The following is a 15,410-nucleotide window of genomic DNA, read 5'->3' on the forward strand; positions in this document are numbered from 1 at the left end:
CGTGTCAGCCTCCAGAACTGCCAGTAGAACCGTTCCGTATACGATTTACGAGCGCCAGCAGTTCCATAACCGCCTTGTCGCCAGCCATCGCCCCTATATCGAGGCGGGAGCGACGGCTCCAGTTGGGACATTCGTGCTGGGTACCGGGGGTGTTCTGGGGGTGTTCCTCCCCCCACAGGTCTTCCAGATTGATCAGCATAAGCCACGCGGGGCTCGCAGCCAGCCACTGAAGGCAGGCCCGCAAGACCCCTTGAGGACTTTCATCGCTTTCTGCCATCAATCCCTGTCGCCGCAGGTAGGCAACCACCGACTGCCGGAGCCGGGCCCTCTGCTCCCGTTCATTGCCTGCCATACTCTCGTCAATATGACCCATTACGAGCCGGCGCTCGATATCGCTGCCGCTCCAGAAGGCGGCAAATGGCGGCAGATCGTGTGTATTGAAACTGGCCGCCATTGAAGGCAACGGTGGCTCGATTGCGGCTTCTGCGTTTTCACGGCAGGCGAACTGCATGACATAGAGCCGCTGGAATGAACGGCGCTCCATGCCGGAACGAACTTCATCAGGAACGGTCCCCAGATCCTCTCCGATAACTACCGCGCCCTGTTTTTTGGCCTCTAGTGCCGTTATCGCCTGGAACTCGTCAGCTTCATACCGGACATAGACACCCTCGGTGGCCGGAGCACCCTGGGGAATCCAGTAAAGCCGGTGCATGGCCATCACATGATCTATCCGGAGCAGTTTTGCGTGGCGGAAATGGTGCTGAAGGACTGCCCGCCAGTATGCGTATCCTGCTTCCCTGAGCTGTTCAGGGTGCATGGGGGAAAACCCCCAGTTCTGGCCGCCCATAAAAAACGGATCGGGCGGCGCCCCCGTTGCAATTCCGGTAGCGAACAGGTTTCGGTACTTCCACGCATCATAGCCGTCCGGATGGACGCCGACAGGAAGATCCAGATAGAGCCGGACACCGGCCTTTCGGCAACTTTCTGATGCTGAACCAAGCTGTCGCTCCGAGATCCACTGGGCGTAAATGTAGTAGTCCTGTACCGCAGGGTCGTAGTCCGCATGCAATAGCTGGCCATTACGCGCAGATTCCGGCCAGTTCCACCATGCCGTGTCGTGTTTTTCCATCGCGGCCCGGAAGGCCGCGTAGTCTGCCACGTCAGGCCGGCTTTTACGCCATTCTTCAAATATGTCCCGGCGCTGACCGGTCCGGTCCATCAGGATCCGTGAAAGAGGCTCCAGCAGTTCGCGCTGAAGACGGTATGCCTCCCGCCAGTCGACCAACTCGCCTTCACTAAAGGTTCGCAGCCGGTCCATGCGGCCGGCCATTGAAGCCAGCAGCCCTGAATGCTTTGCCACAGAGTATTCGTGCGTGGCCTCGGCATCTATGTATATTTCATTCCAGAACAGGCGGCTGACCGGTGCATAAGGGCTTGGATCGAACGGCTTGTCCATGAATGTGGGAAGCAGTGGAAGCGTGGCGACTGCAGCCCCGCCCTGCCTGCCGATCCATTCACCCAAACGCCCCAGCCCGGTGTAGGTTGCCGAGCCACTACCCAGCGAATAAAGCGGCAGGAAACCGCCCCACGCCCGTCCAATACCGGTTTCTGCCGGAGACGGCGCCCTTGACGGGGCCTTCACCAGCAGGCTTTGTGCGCCCAGATGTCCGTCAGTAAGTTCCAGCCGGTAGTAATCAGGAACCAGCGAGTCTGGCAGCTCCATTCTTTTGGGAATGGTCCCCGCCTCTTCAAACCGCTCGACATTCGCATCGGGAAGTTGCTCCGGGTAAAAATCAGACGAATAAACTGGAGATCCATCTTCGGTCAGGATATTCAGTTTCCAGGCGCGCGAAAGGCCCTCCACCGGCAAACGGAAGGCAACCGCCCCCGGTTCACCATCCCAGTGGACGACAACCGGGGGGAGTAGGTTCCCGCCTAAGGTTCTCCGTCGCCTGATAGTCGCATCAGAGCAGCTGGCCAGACCTTCAAGCCCGGCACCAAGCGAATTCAGGATCTGGCGGAGTCCCTCTTCGCTGGCATGACGCTCAACGCCCCCGATATCAAAATATGACGTCTGAACGCCATAAAGCCGGGCAAGCTCCCAAATCGTGTTATCTGCGGCCACTTCCCGCTCCCTATCACGAGAAATGGTGTTTCCCAATCCGTCAGCTGGCGATGACGATTGTCAGGAACACCGCAGGGAAGGCGGGTGTTTCAGGCTCGCTGGGCGCGGGGTTTCTTTCGCGTAGAATCCCGCCGGGACTGCCGGGACTGAAGATATCTGGTTACCAGGATAAATACTGGCGACGCCACGAATATCGACGAATAGGTTCCAAAGATGACACCCCAGAGCATGATAAAGGCAAAATCGTGAATCACGCCACCGCCAAAGATCAGCAGTGCCGCTGCTGAAACCGCCGTCGTTCCGCCCGTAATGATCGTGCGGGACAGTGTATCACTGGCACATTGGTCGAAAAGATCCCATAGATCAGCGGTGCGATGGCGGCTGAGCCGCTCACGAATCCGGTCAAATACAACAATCGTGTCATTCACCGAGTAGCCAACCACGGTCAGGAATGCCGCCAGGACCGGAAGTGAAAATTCGTACCCGAAAAGCACAAACATGGCCATCACCATAACGACGTCATGGAATGTGGCGAAAACTGCGCCAGTTCCGAAACCAACCGCCGATGCAAAATCCAGCTGGGAAAACCGGATCAGGATGTAGATGAACAGGAACAGCATGGCATAAACGACAGATTCAATGGCTTTCCGCGACAGATCCTTCACGGCCGCGGGGCCTGCACCCTCCTGGCGGAGGATTTCATATCCGCGCTCACCGAAACCCTTGGTCAATGCCGCCCGGACCGCGGCCGCCCGTTCTGAAATATCCTCACCTTCCATCTTCACCTTGATCAGGTATTCGGGGCCGGTGAGATTCAGGGGCTCGTCCGCTGCTTCCGGCAAAACCGCCGTCGCCTTGCCTGCCTCTTCGGAAATTTCCGTGCCGTCTTTAGCCGGTTCGGCTGCCGCTGTTGCAGCGGCTTTTCCGACCGGAGGCTCAGCCTCACTGCCAGACGCTGTTTCTTCTCCTGCCGCTGTTTCTGCTTGCTTCTCCGCAGTAGCAATGGAACCGGCAGAAACAACTTCTCCCGTTTTCTGGCCCTCCGCCGTCAGCCCCTGGATCAGAACATCGGTCAATCCGGCTTCAGAAAGCTTCTTGCGGACTGCTGCCGTGTTCACACCAGGCTCAAACCGGACCTGAAGATCCAATCCGCCGGCGAAGTCGATCCCGTAGCGGAACTGGCCCGAAAAATACTGCCAGCCGGCAAACACGAACAGGAGCATGGAAAACGCACCGCAAATCTTTGCTGCCCTGGAAAAACGAATCAGGGTGCCCGGTTTGACAAAGGATGTGAACGGGAACTCGGGGAGCTTCTTGCCAGACATGTATGTTCGTCCTCCGCCCTACAGGCTCAGTTGCTTGGGCCGCGCCGACTGGACGAGGCCGTCATAGAAAATCCGCGTGCACCAGTAGGCGGTAAACAGGTTTGCCACCAGCCCGATGACCAGAACCACGGCAAAGCCCTTGATTGGCCCGGTTCCGAAAATAAACAGCACGAACCCTGTAATCAGCGTCGTAAGGTTTGAATCGAAAATCGTCGTGAATGCCCGGTCATAGCCGGCTTCCACCGCGCCCCGGATCGTCTTGCCCGAATAAATCTCCTCACGGATCCGCTCAAAGATCAGCACGTTCGCATCCACGCCCATGCCGACAGAAAGAGCGAGGCCCGCAATACCCGGGAGCGTAAAAACGGCGTTAAATGCCATCATAACGCCCAGAACGATCAGGACGTTCATCATGACAGCCATATTGGCCACCAGGCCGCCGACCCGGTAGTAGACCGCCATGAAGGCCAGGACAGCGAAGGCACCAATCAGCATGGCCCTGACGCCTTGACGGATCGAATCCCGTCCAAGCGTGGGGCCCACCGTGCGCTCTTCGACAATCGTGATCTTCACCGGCAGTGGACCGGACCGAAGCACGACGGCCAAGTCCTGCGCCGATTGCTGGGTGAAATTGCCCGAAATGATTCCATCGCGTGTAATCCGTGCCCGGATGACCGGCGCCGATTTGATCACATCGTCGAGAACAATCGCCAGCTGCTTCCCACGATGAGCCCCGGTCATCTCGCCAAACTGTTGCGCCCCTTCGGCACCAAACCGGAACCCCGTTGCAGGAGCACCGTCCTGGTCAGCCGTCAGGAATGCGTTTTCCAGGAGCGATCCGTCAACAAAGGGAGTCGTCTTGACCAGGTACCATGACGCTTCCTTCCCCGTTGTATCATCGACTTCGGGATAGACCTCAAAGCCCGCCGGTACTTCGCCGCCGTGCGGCTCCAGCAGTTGCCGCCGCGTCGGGGCTTCGGACTCCACCAGCATGAACTTCAGCACCGCTGTCCGCTGGATCACACCCTTCCACCGGGCCGATGAGGCCTGGCCAGCGAGCTGGACGACAATCTTGTGCATCCCCTGCGGATGGATGATCGGTTCAGTGACACCCATTTCGTTAATCCGGCGGTCCACCGTATCGATCGTCTGGGCGATCGTCCGGGCGCGGACATCACGCAGATATATCGACTCAATTGTTACATCCGCCTGGGTGCCGCTAATGCTCAGGCTGGCAATGTTACCAAGGTAATCCTTGATGATGGAGCGGGCGGTCTTTGCCTTCTCTTCGTCAGGGAAACGGATGGCCAACCGGTCAGGGTGCCTCTCGAATACTGCCCCTTCAATACCCTTTTCTTTTAACTGGCTATCCAGCCCGGATTCGATCACCCGGTGCTCATGGTCCAAAAGATCCTGATCATCCAGACGAAGAACCAGATGCACTCCACCCTGCAAGTCGAGGCCCAGTACCGGCGGCCATTTGAACAGGAACAGGAGGGCGATGAGGCTCATTACAATAGCCACGCCAGTCGCCCGGAACCGCACCGCGGCCGGCGCAAGAAATACGGCGCCAATGAGGGCTACGGCCACAACCCCCACCACGATCTTGATTACTAACTCCACTGGATTTCCTTTCCTTCCCGAAGCGGCTCCGCCGGTTGGCCAGACCAGAAAAAGTCATGGCTCATCTGACCGCACACTCACGGCCCTGGAGCCGTGTGGGCAATCACCGTATTTTCCCTTAAGACTTGCCGGATTCGGCTTCCTTCTCTTTGTCTTTCTTGTTGCGAACCGAGGCAACAGCCGAACGTTCAAAATCAACACGCACATTCTGGGCGATCTCGATCGTAAAGATTCCATTCTCAATCCGGGTGACCTTGCCATGAATGCCGCTGCTGGTCACCACGCGATCACCAACCTTGATCGCTTCCAGCATCGTCTTGACCTCTTTTTCCCGTTTTACCTGTGGGCGGATCATCAGGAAATAGAACAGCAGGATCAGAATCGGGAACCAGCCGAGCATGGCCCACACACTCGGCTGCTCCCCCTCTGCCGGGGGTGCTGCCATGGTCAAAGTTCCAATGATTTCAATCAGGTGAGTCACTTGTCATCCTCGCAAGGCGCGAACCCTTATATTCCACAAACCGCCCATCATCAATAGCGTCCCGGGCCTCCTTTAGCAGGGTTTGATAGAAGTGGAGGTTATGTAAGGCGAGCAGTCTTGGAGCCAGCATTTCGTCGGCCAGATAGAGATGCCGCAGGTAGGCCCGCGAGAAGTTCCGGCAAGCCTGACAGTCACATGTTTCATCAAGCGGACGGGGGTCGTTCCTGTACTGAAGGTTCTTGATCTTGACGACGCCCCCGCTGGTAAAGGCCTGCCCGTTACGGCCATTGCGGGTCGGGATCACGCAATCGAACATATCCACGCCCCGTTCGATGGAATTCAGGATATCTTCTGGACGGCCAATCCCCATCAAATACCGTGGCCGGGCCGGGTCCATTGCTTGTGCGGTCGCCTCCACAGTGTCCAGAAACTGCGTTGCCCCTTCACCGAGCCCAAGACCCCCGATGGCGAGACCATCAAACCGGCGGCCATCCAGTTCCATCCTGCCCAGAAGCTCCGCATGGGCCACCCGGCGTCTCGGATCAGCAGCGCCCTGCACTATCCCGAACAGGGCCAGATGCGGCTTTCGCCATGCTCTCAGTGAACGCTCCGCCCAGCGCGAAGTGCGAGCGATGGCCTGATCAAGCAGCTTTTCCGGAGCATCGTGAGGAGGACATTCGTCCAGGACCATCATGATGTCGGACCCCAGACGCTCTTGGATATCAATGACACGTTCAGGGGTCAGTTGTCCGGTACTGCCATCCAGATGGGACTTGAACTCTACACCTGTGTCGTCGAGTTTTCTCAGACTTTCCAGCGAATAAACCTGATACCCGCCAGAATCGGTCAGTATGGGCTTGCCCCATCCCATAAACCGGTGCAGGCCACCCAGTTCCTCAATCAGCTCCACACCCGGACGTAGAAACAGGTGATATGTGTTTGACAGGATGATCTGCGCGCCCATGCCCGTGAGTTCATCGGGGGTGATTCCCTTGACAGTCCCTGCCGTCCCCACGGGCATGAATACCGGAGTCTCCACTTCACCATGAAAAAGCCGCAAACGGCCGCGCCTGGCCAGGCCGACGGTCTTCGTCAGCTCGAAACCGGGCCGGAAGTTGTCAGGCGATGAAACAGGCGTCGCCATAGCTGTAAAACCTGTAACCCATTCCAACCGCCTCACGGTAGGCCTTGAGGATATTTTCCCGGCCCGCGAACGCCGCCACGAGCATCAGCAGACTGGATTGGGGCAGGTGGAAATTGGTAATGAGCCCGTCAATACAGCGAAACGTATAAGGTTCATGAATAAACAGCCGGGTGGACCCCGTGAGGGCTGGCGGTGTCACGCGCCATGCCGACTCCAGTGCCCGAGTCGTTGTGGTCCCAACGGCAATCACCCGTCTGTTTTCTGATCTCGCCTGCACAATCGCCCTAGCTGTTTCAGCAGGGATTTCATAGGTTTCCGACTCCAGCACACCCTGCTCAAGCACTTCATTGCGGACCGGCTGGAAGGTGCCCCAGCCCACGGCCAGATCAAGAAACCGTATAACGACATTCTCCCTGCGAATCCGGTCCAGAAGCTCTGGAGTAAAGTGAAGCCCCGCGGTGGGCGCGGCCACAGACCTGGCCTGCCCTGCGTAGACTGTTTGATACCGTTCCCGATCCATCGGCTCCGCCTTACGTTTAAAATACGGCGGGATCGGCATCTCCCCCACGCGGGAAAACCACTCGTCAGCAGTCAGTCCGGTGTCCGGAGTCAGCTTTACCAGCAGATGTTCTCCCAAACGTTCCCCAACCGACACGGTTGCCTGCGGCAGAATGAGGGGTTCGCCCGGTTTCAGCTTTGTCGTTGGCTTGGCCCGGACCTTCCATATGCCCGGCGCATGTTCTTCCAGAAACAGCAACTCGACGCCGCCGCCCGTGGCCCGCTTTCCCCGGACCCGTGCCTGGCGAACTTTCGTACGATTCAGGACCAGCACATCGCCCGGCCTGAGAAGGGCCGGCAGATCCCGGAATACCCGGTGCTGCAGCGCGCCAGTCTGCCTGTCGATTACCAGCAGGCGCGATTCGTCCCGCTGGGCCGCCGGATACCGGGCGATCTGGCCCTCCGGCAGGTCAAAATCGAAATCCTCAAGTTTCGGGACAGATTCAGTCACGCTCGATCCGCACGCCAAGGTAGTAAAAGCCGAGAATGGCAGGGTAATCCCGTCCCTCTAGAGCCATCCCCTGTGCCCCCCACTGGCAGAGGCCCACTCCATGCCCGTAGCCGGACCCGATAAAATCCACTTTTCCGCCGATCATATCTGCACGGCAGCGCAGGCTCCGAAGCACTGTAGTCCCGGCGGCCGAACGAAACTTTGGCGCATCCACTTTCTCCGTCCCGGCATCCGTCGTAAGGACAAACTCGCGGGCCCGCTTCGATGAAGTTTTCGCGCCCACCTTGATTGCCATCAATTGGCTGCCCTTCGCTCCTGCCTGCGCAGCGGCGGCCATGACCGTTTCTGTCTCTACCTTCGCAGACCACAAATACTCCGGAGCTTCCCGGCAGAATTCACATTCCACGCTCCGTAAATAAGGTGTATCGCGCCCCCACAAGGCAGAACCGGATTCGGTCATTCCACCACAACAGGAGTGAAAAACCGTTTCCGCTATTTTCCCGTCATGGGAGAGCCACTGGCCACTGGTTTCAGCAACCGCCCTGGTGATATTTGCATGATCGCAAACGCCACCGTACGCCTTGTCCTGCGGGCCTGCGACAAAATCATAGTCCGCGTTCCGGCTCCGCCGCCCGCGGCGCAGCCGCTCCATTGCATAAGAACGTGCACACACTGCCTGAGCCTGATGAGCCGCACTCTCCCACGAGGCATAGGTCTCGGCCATCACCACGCCCGGCAGATAATCTTCCATCTGGAGCGTCTCCAGCAGCCGAATCAGGTCGCCCTCAGCCTTCAGTACCAGTTCGCCAGCATACCGGCTTCCGCCGATCAGGATTTCAGGATTTACAGAGGCGGAACTCCCCAGTTTCTTGCCGTCGGCAACGATGGCTCCGCCCGATGCGGATACTGTTACCGGGCCGGTGCCAAACTCCCGTCGCCCAATCCGGAGAGGGAACCCGCGCAAGGTGACCGGCCCCCTGCCTTCGTGGATAAGTATTGTCACACGGGGCCCGCTGGACGCTGTTGCCCTGCGACGCCAGGCAAACGCGGCCGTGGCAGTAACCGCAACCGCGCTTCGGACAAAGACCCTGCGAAAGATATTCCGGCTGCCCATCGGCCTAGATTGCGCCTTCACCGCGTAGCCGGTCCACGTCGGTCTTGCCATAACCAAGTCCGGTCAGCACCGCGACGGTGTGCTCACCAAGCCCTGGTGCCGGGCGCTGATGCGTTGCCGGGGTTTCCGAAAGCTGGAACCCAAGTGCCGGATGCCGGAGCGGCTCACCCGCCGAATTAGGTGCTGTATAAACCATTCTGCTCGCAGCGATCTGGGGGTCTTCACCCGACTCCTTCACTGACTGGACCGGTCCAAAGCAGATATCTTCATCCTCCAGGAGTCCGAGCCAGTGCGCGGACGGCTTCGAAAGGAAAAGCTCGGTCACTTCCTTCTTCAGTTTTTCATTGACGGGCAGCTCTTCGGAAAGGTGGACAGCAATCCACTCTGGATGCCCTACGCGATTGCAGAAGTTTTCCCAGAACTTCGCTTCCAACGCGCCCAGCGTCACATACCGGCCGTCACCGCAACGGTACACACCATAGCAGGCATAGCGGCCCGTCAGGTTTGTATCCCCACGGTGAATCTCCTGGCCGGGACGATCCATCTGCTCGGCCCAATGAAGCAGATTGAGGGAAAACGATGCCTGCATCATCCCGACGTCAACGAACTGGCCCTTGCCGGTCCGGTCACGGGCCCGGAGGGCTGCCAGTATCCCCACGACCCCTTGCAGAGCGCCTCCTGCCAGATCGGCGACCTGTGTGCCAATAAGGGATGGCGTCCCGTCCTTCGGGCCGGTCATGTCGATAATCCCCGCATAGCCCAGATAGTTGAGGTCATGTCCAGGGCGGTTGCGATAGGGGCCTTCCTGGCCATAACCGGTAATGGCGCAATAGATGATCTTCGGATTCAGGGCCCGAAGCGTTTCATATCCCACGCCCAGGCGATCCATGACGCCGGGGCGAAAACTTTCCAGAACGACATCGGCGTCTGCACAAAGCTTCTTCAGTATCTCCCGGCCGGCTGACGTCTTCAGGTTGAGCGTCATTGACCGCTTGTTGCGATTAAGGATTTCAAACGAGGTGCGTAACTTTCCACCCTTCTTGAACCCCTGGTAGCGGGAATAGTCTCCCGTACCCGGTTCTTCGATCTTGATGACATCAGCCCCCAGATCAGCAAGCACCATCGAACAGTACGGTCCTGGCAGAAGCCGGGACAAATCAATGACTTTCAGTCCTTCAAGCGCGTTGGACATCCCCTTATTTCTCCCTAAAGAGCCCCCGGGGATCGAACAGCCTGAGCAGCGCGATCTCCTCCGTAGTGGCCGGTTCCAGCTCCCTCAGTTCGGGATGCCGTTTCAGTGTCCAGCCGAAGGACGGCTCGATATCGGCGGCAATATCAGCGCCCCTGGCTACACCCCAGAGCGCCAGTTCTCCATCCAGTTTCTTCAGCACGGCCTTATCGGTTGCCACATATTCCACGCGGCGGCCGGGGCTCGTGACGTACGGAAGTTCCTTCACAAACCGGTTTTTGGCCAGCACTGTCACGACTACGGTAGCTTCCGCGCCGCTTGCAACGTCGTTTGCGCCGCCTGAACCGGTCAGCACGGCACCGTCAGCAAGCCGCGTCGAGTTCAGGTTACCGGCAGGATCAATCTGGGCAGCGGCCAGTGCACCAAGGCATTTCGATCCGCGTCCGGAGACCATCGTCCCGAGAATGTCCAGTATTCCACCTGTCAACGTGCAGGTGGGTGCATTACGGAAGTTGAACAGGAACGGGTCGGCCGGTCTCGGTGTGAAGCCGAAATATCCGAGTTCGGCCATCAGGCTGACAGCGCCGCCATCCTGCCGGATAAAATACTCGGCAAGCCATGCGGCCAGGTTTGACGGCCCTACCCCGGCGAGAATGCTCTGATACCCTTCCGTGCGGATCAGGTCGCGCATAATCCGGGCACCGAACACGATGCCCTTTTCGGCTGGAGTAATCCCCTCTGATGGCGCCTTAAGCTCCGGGAGCCGGGCGTCGATCTCCGGTTTCCAGCTATCGGGCCGGGTATTTGTATAAATATAGTCGATCCGCTCACGCCCCAGCTTTTCCTGATAATCAGCGGGAGACTTGATTCCGTAAACCCACTTTTCGATCCATTCGTCGTAAACATCACGCCCCTTGCGGGCGGCAAGACGTGTTTCTTCCAGAAAAGGGTAATCGTCAGCGTACCCTCGTCCACCCGGATATCCGTGGCTCGGCATGCCTTTCGGATGGCAGCCCAGCGGGAAATCGACCACCGCCAGCACCTTGTGGGCTGGAATAAATACGTGGTCGCTGTAACGCCGGATTTCTTCGGTCGGGACGATCTTTTCCGCCCCCACGATGACGCCCTTGCTGGCTGCCTGTGCCCCCCACGGTCCTTCGCCCAGGGGAAAAGAAAGAATGACATTCCCGGCTGCATCGGCGGCAATGGCCTGAACGAAGGATATTTCCGGTACCAGCGCCGGGATCAGGGTGATTTTCTCGCCGGGACGATCCGGGTCTTCAATCACCCGGACACCGGTATTTTTCTCCATCGAACTTCCGGCGATCGACCGGGTAACGGTATGCGAGAGCCCTTGCGCTCCCGCCCATAGGCGCTGGCTGTAGCTCAGCAGGGACCAGTGTTCGATTTCGATACTGTGTTTTTTTATGGCTTCACGGGCGATGGGGTTTGGGCCCGGAACAGGATAGGTATCCCCTACGAATGTCGTAACCAGCTTCCGGTACAACCCCGCATCGAGCGAGGCGATCGCCGTGTCGCTGACCGATGCCTGCAGCATCGTAAAATCCGGTTTCCGGCCCCGGAACACCCGGGCGACCGCGTTCATGAGCTGAAAGCCCCGGCCGTGGCCAGCCATGAAGTGCAGTGACGCTCCCGGCTCGACGAAGCGCTGAACGGCTTCCTCTGCGGTCATCAGCTTGCTGGCTCCCGCTTGCGCCGGAATAGTGAACCGTGACGCCAGCAGCGACTTGTATTCCATGAAATTCATTAACTCCGGGGCCGGTGCCTATAGCCGTTTACCCCATGCCTTTCGCGGGGTATAGTTGCGCGAACCGGATTTGACAGGCAAGGCAGGAACCAGAGCACTTGGCTCCATTATGGGCATTTCCCGAATAAAAGAACGACTGTTCCCGCTCGCGGCAGGCATCGCGGTCGTGCTGGTGCTTGGCGCCTGCGGCGCCAAGACGCTCCCAAAAGACCTTTCGGATACCAACCGGTACGCGCAGCTTCGCCAGTCTCTCGCCAAGGGAGAAAAATACATCGTCCTGACCGAGGTGGAAGGGACCAATGTCAAGCATGGGAAGATCATTGGAGTTGTCGATGCGCCCATAGACCTCGTGTGGGCGGTAACAACCGATTACCGGAACCTCTCGAAGATCATGCCGGTGCTGGAGGACGTCCAGCTCACCGAAGCCAAAGGCCGGACGGTAGTGTACCAGATGAGGTTTGGCCTTACCGGCGTGCCGCTCAAATACAACGTCACGTCATCGTTCGTGCACTTTCCGGAAGCCTACCGCGTCGAGTGGACCTACATACGCGGAGATATCCGGAACACCTATGGAAGTTACTCGATGCGGCCGTTCGGGACCGACCGGACGGAAGTCACCTTATCGATGCTGATGGACCTGTCCGGAACCGCAGTTGGGCCGTTTGCACAGACTGGCGCCGGCGTCGTGCTCCCGATGATGGCCGATCGCTTGCGGGAACTGGTAAAGTCAGATGTATACAAGCAGGGACCTCCGCCCCTGCCTGAATATGCCCGGAGGTCGAGCGCACCTCCGACCCCGATCGACATGCGATTCGCTGAATTTGACTGAAATTTACCCGGAGCCCCGACGAGGAAACAAGCTTGCCAGCCGTAAGAAAAAAACTGGGTGAAATACTTATTAGCATGCAGGCCCTCACGGCCGACAAACTGGCCAAGGCGCTGGAAATGCAAAAGATCGGTCGGCAACCGATCGGCACGATCCTGATCCGGCGCGGCTTCTGCAAAAAAGCCGATGTGCTGACCGCCGTCGGCATGCAGATGGGATTGGAACCCGTAGACCTCGAGAATTTCATCCCGCCGCATAACGTTGCCGCATTCATTGATTCACGGACCTGTGAGACCAATGGATGCATGATCGCGGAAATCGACGAAACAACCCGTCCCAAGAAAACCATCACATTCGCAGTTACCCACCTGACCGATATGGCCATGGTGGATACGCTGGCCCGCAAACTGAATGCCGTGATCCGGCAGAAGGCTGCCCTTCATCACCAGATCGAGGAAGCGATCAAGAAGGTCTACTACGCCCAGGATTTCGGTTACGACCTGTCATTTCATGAGAATTCCGGCGGTTTCCGGCATGTAAAAACAGCAGAAAAGGCACATGCCGGGCCGCCAGTGATGGCGGCCTCACCGGCGCCTGATCCCAACGCCATGTCCCACCCTTTTGACGACGAACAGGCCCTTTCGTTCCGGCGGCCACGGGCTGCGGATACCGACAAGGAAATCGATGCCCTGCGCGAGCAGGTCAATACCCTTCAGATGCACCTCAACACCGTGATCCGTATTCTTGCCAAAAAGGGCCAGATTACACGCGAGGAATTCGCGGCCGAGCTGGCCAAACTCTCCGGGCGATAATCACCGGCTTCCCCTTGCCTTGCGCCCGACAGGCCGCACCTTTAGACTCGCCACGCCCTGACTGGCAGGGCCAAACTGGAGCCTGCAGGTACACGCAGCTAGCACATGTCCCGCATACTGATCGCCATGTCCGGAGGCGTTGATTCCTCCGTAGCCGCCGCGCTGTTAAAGCGTGCGGGGCACGATGTCGTGGGTGTCACCATGCGCCTCACGGACACCAGCCCCACCCTGGTTCGGGGCGCCCATAGTTGCTGTGCTCCGGAAGATATCGAGGACGCCCGCCGGGTGGCCGATGCCATTGGAATCCCTTTTTTTGTGGTGAACTACCGTGAACGGTTCCGCGAGCAGGTCATCGACTATTTCGTCGATTCCTACGCCCGGGGGGAAACGCCCAATCCGTGCGCCAAGTGCAATGAGTACGTGAAGTTCGATGCATTGTGGGATCATGCCATGAAGCTCGGCTGCGAGATGCTTGCAACCGGACATTATGCCCGGATTACGCCGGATGGGCGGCTTGCCCGCGGCCATGATGCAGACAAGGACCAGAGCTACTTTCTTTTCACCCTGACCGCGGAGCAGATCGCCCGGACCCTGTTCCCGGTGGGTACACTGGCCAAGACCGAAGTCCGCCGGCTGGCTGCCGAGATGAATCTTCCCGTGGCGGTAAAGCCAGACTCCCAGGAAGTCTGTTTTGTTCCAGCCAACGATACACGTGGCTTTGTGTCGGATGAGCTACGGAAGAAGGCATCCTTGCTCGGGAAAGGCACCATCGAAACTGCCGATGGCCGCGTGATAGGTCATCATGACGGCATTCACCAGTTCACTGTCGGACAGCGCCGGGGGCTCGGAGTTTCCGGCACGGGCGATCCGGTGTTCGTGATCCGGATCGACCCGGAACTGAACCGCATCATCGTTGGAGATGACAGGGAAACCTACTCCCCGGACGCCTTGGTCCGGCTGTCGCGTCCGGATTTTTTCGAGCCCGGCTCGGAGTTCACCGCAAGTGTCCAGATTCGTCACCGCCACCACCCTGCAACTGCCCGTATCCAGGTTCATATGGATGCTAGCCATGCAACCGTATGGTTCGATGAGCCCCAGCGTGCCGTGACGCCGGGGCAGGCGGCGGTATTTTATGATGGCGACACTGTCATTGGCGGTGGCTGGATCCAGAGGGCTCGTGCGATGGGTGCCCCTATTGGGCGCACGGAGCTCCGGCCGGCCGCTCTCCCACGGGACATTCATTCCTGATGAGCGATCTGCCTTCCGATACACTAAACGCCATTGAAACGGTGCTTGGACACAGGTTCCGGGATCCAGCTCACCTGGCTACCGCTCTCTCCCACACCTCCTGGGTACATGAAAGCCAGGCTGGCGATCCAGCACTTGCCTCCAACCAGCGGTATGAATTTCTTGGTGACGCCGTGCTCGGGCTCGTTGTTTCCGGAATCCTTCTGGAAAAATACCCCGAGGCCCGCGAAGGTGATCTATCGAAACTCCGCGCCCAGCTCGTCTGCATGCCTGCCCTCGCACGGCTTGCCCTTCACTGGAGCCTAGATACGCATATACGGCTTTCCGCTGGTGAAATACTCCAGGGCGGACGCAAGAAACCCTCTGTGCTTGCCGATGCCGCTGAAGCCCTCATTGCCGCAGTCTATCTGGATGGAGGGATTGGCGCCGTCACATCCGTCATCGAGCGGTCATGGCAGATTCTGTCAGGTCCGGCCGGCTCGATGGATCTTACGGACTGGAAAAGCCGGCTGCAGGAGTATGCCCAGAAGGGAGGGGGCACGCTTCCCGAATACCAGATTCTGTCCGCCGAAGGCCCCGACCACGCCAAGATTTTTACCATCAAATGCAGCGTCTCCGGACGGGACGCGACCGGTACCGGGCCGAGCAAGAAAGCCGCCGAACAGGACGCTGCACGTAAAGTCCTGCTGTCCCTGACCGACCAATCGAAGGACTGGGAGCTCTGAACCGATGCGGGCATTGACGGA

13 protein-coding genes are annotated in these 15,410 nt (G+C 58.7%); 4 read left to right on the forward strand and 9 right to left on the reverse strand.

Features of this window, described 5'->3' with window-relative positions; translation table 11 throughout:
• Positions 1-4: 4 nt before the first annotated feature.
• The 9 genes from malQ to KIT79_12975 all read right to left on the reverse strand — a co-directional run bounded on the left by malQ (position 5) and on the right by KIT79_12975 (position 11,769).
• The gene (gene malQ, locus KIT79_12935) at positions 5-2,125 is read right to left on the reverse strand and encodes a 4-alpha-glucanotransferase (GenBank protein ID MCW5830207.1); all 2,121 of its coding nucleotides are present in this window, start codon (positions 2,123-2,125) and stop codon (positions 5-7) included.
• A gap of 89 nt (positions 2,126-2,214) precedes the next feature.
• Entirely contained in the window at positions 2,215-3,450 is a 1,236-nt protein-coding gene (gene secF / locus KIT79_12940) for a protein translocase subunit SecF (protein ID MCW5830208.1), read from the reverse strand.
• Positions 3,451-3,468: 18 nt separating this feature from the next.
• On the reverse strand, positions 3,469-5,073 hold the full coding sequence (gene secD, locus KIT79_12945; GenBank protein ID MCW5830209.1) for a protein translocase subunit SecD: 1,605 nt from the start codon (positions 5,071-5,073) through the stop codon (positions 3,469-3,471).
• 118 nt (positions 5,074-5,191) lie between these two features.
• Complete coding sequence (gene yajC / locus KIT79_12950; GenBank protein MCW5830210.1) at positions 5,192-5,518, reverse strand: preprotein translocase subunit YajC; 327 nt, start codon at positions 5,516-5,518, stop codon at positions 5,192-5,194.
• 19 nt (positions 5,519-5,537) lie between these two features.
• The gene (gene tgt / locus KIT79_12955; protein MCW5830211.1) at positions 5,538-6,698 is read right to left on the reverse strand and encodes a tRNA guanosine(34) transglycosylase Tgt; all 1,161 of its coding nucleotides are present in this window, start codon (positions 6,696-6,698) and stop codon (positions 5,538-5,540) included.
• Positions 6,673-7,707, reverse strand: coding sequence for a tRNA preQ1(34) S-adenosylmethionine ribosyltransferase-isomerase QueA (gene queA, locus KIT79_12960; protein ID MCW5830212.1), 1,035 nt, complete (start codon positions 7,705-7,707; stop codon positions 6,673-6,675). The genes tgt and queA overlap by 26 nt, the downstream gene beginning before the upstream one ends.
• The gene (locus KIT79_12965; GenBank protein MCW5830213.1) at positions 7,700-8,671 is read right to left on the reverse strand and encodes a SpoIID/LytB domain-containing protein; all 972 of its coding nucleotides are present in this window, start codon (positions 8,669-8,671) and stop codon (positions 7,700-7,702) included. The genes queA and KIT79_12965 overlap by 8 nt, the downstream gene beginning before the upstream one ends.
• A gap of 154 nt (positions 8,672-8,825) precedes the next feature.
• Positions 8,826-10,013: a CoA transferase gene (locus KIT79_12970; GenBank protein ID MCW5830214.1), complete on the reverse strand. Its 1,188-nt coding sequence runs from the start codon at positions 10,011-10,013 to the stop codon at positions 8,826-8,828.
• A gap of 4 nt (positions 10,014-10,017) precedes the next feature.
• Positions 10,018-11,769 carry a hypothetical protein gene (locus tag KIT79_12975; protein ID MCW5830215.1) on the reverse strand — a complete coding sequence of 584 codons (1,752 nt, stop codon included), beginning with the start codon at positions 11,767-11,769 and terminating at the stop codon, positions 10,018-10,020.
• Positions 11,770-11,887: 118 nt separating this feature from the next.
• Here KIT79_12975 and KIT79_12980 point away from each other — a divergent pair, with 118 nt between their 5' ends.
• From KIT79_12980 to rnc, 4 genes are all read left to right on the forward strand, one after another.
• A complete protein-coding gene (locus KIT79_12980) occupies positions 11,888-12,607 on the forward strand; it encodes an SRPBCC family protein (GenBank protein ID MCW5830216.1) in 720 nt (239 codons plus the stop codon).
• 32 nt (positions 12,608-12,639) lie between these two features.
• Positions 12,640-13,416, forward strand: a complete 777-nt coding sequence (locus tag KIT79_12985) for a hypothetical protein (GenBank protein MCW5830217.1) — start codon at positions 12,640-12,642, stop codon at positions 13,414-13,416.
• 105 nt (positions 13,417-13,521) lie between these two features.
• A complete protein-coding gene (gene mnmA / locus KIT79_12990) occupies positions 13,522-14,664 on the forward strand; it encodes a tRNA 2-thiouridine(34) synthase MnmA (GenBank protein MCW5830218.1) in 1,143 nt (380 codons plus the stop codon).
• A complete protein-coding gene (rnc, locus tag KIT79_12995; protein ID MCW5830219.1) occupies positions 14,664-15,389 on the forward strand; it encodes a ribonuclease III in 726 nt (241 codons plus the stop codon). Before mnmA ends, rnc begins: the two co-directional genes overlap by 1 nt.
• The last annotated feature ends 21 nt before the right edge of the window (positions 15,390-15,410 follow it).

It is taken from the genome of Deltaproteobacteria bacterium, assembly GCA_026129095.1.
In the GTDB taxonomy this organism is placed as follows: Bacteria; JAGRBM01; JAGRBM01; order JAGRBM01; family JAHCIT01; genus JAHCIT01.

Excerpts from the sequence above, each read along its gene's own strand:
- tgt (MCW5830211.1), bottom strand. The coding sequence starts at position 6,698 with ATGGCGACGCCTGTTTCATCGCCTGACAACTTCCGGCCCGGTTTCGAG.
- KIT79_12970 (MCW5830214.1), bottom strand. The coding sequence starts at position 10,013 with ATGTCCAACGCGCTTGAAGGACTGAAAGTCATTGATTTGTCCCGGCTT.
- KIT79_12975 (MCW5830215.1), bottom strand. The coding sequence starts at position 11,769 with ATGGAATACAAGTCGCTGCTGGCGTCACGGTTCACTATTCCGGCGCAA.
- mnmA (MCW5830218.1), top strand. The coding sequence starts at position 13,522 with ATGTCCCGCATACTGATCGCCATGTCCGGAGGCGTTGATTCCTCCGTA.
- secF (MCW5830208.1), bottom strand. The coding sequence starts at position 3,450 with ATGTCTGGCAAGAAGCTCCCCGAGTTCCCGTTCACATCCTTTGTCAAA.
- rnc (MCW5830219.1), top strand. The coding sequence starts at position 14,664 with ATGAGCGATCTGCCTTCCGATACACTAAACGCCATTGAAACGGTGCTT.
- yajC (MCW5830210.1), bottom strand. The coding sequence starts at position 5,518 with ATGGCAGCACCCCCGGCAGAGGGGGAGCAGCCGAGTGTGTGGGCCATG.
- KIT79_12980 (MCW5830216.1), top strand. The coding sequence starts at position 11,888 with ATGGGCATTTCCCGAATAAAAGAACGACTGTTCCCGCTCGCGGCAGGC.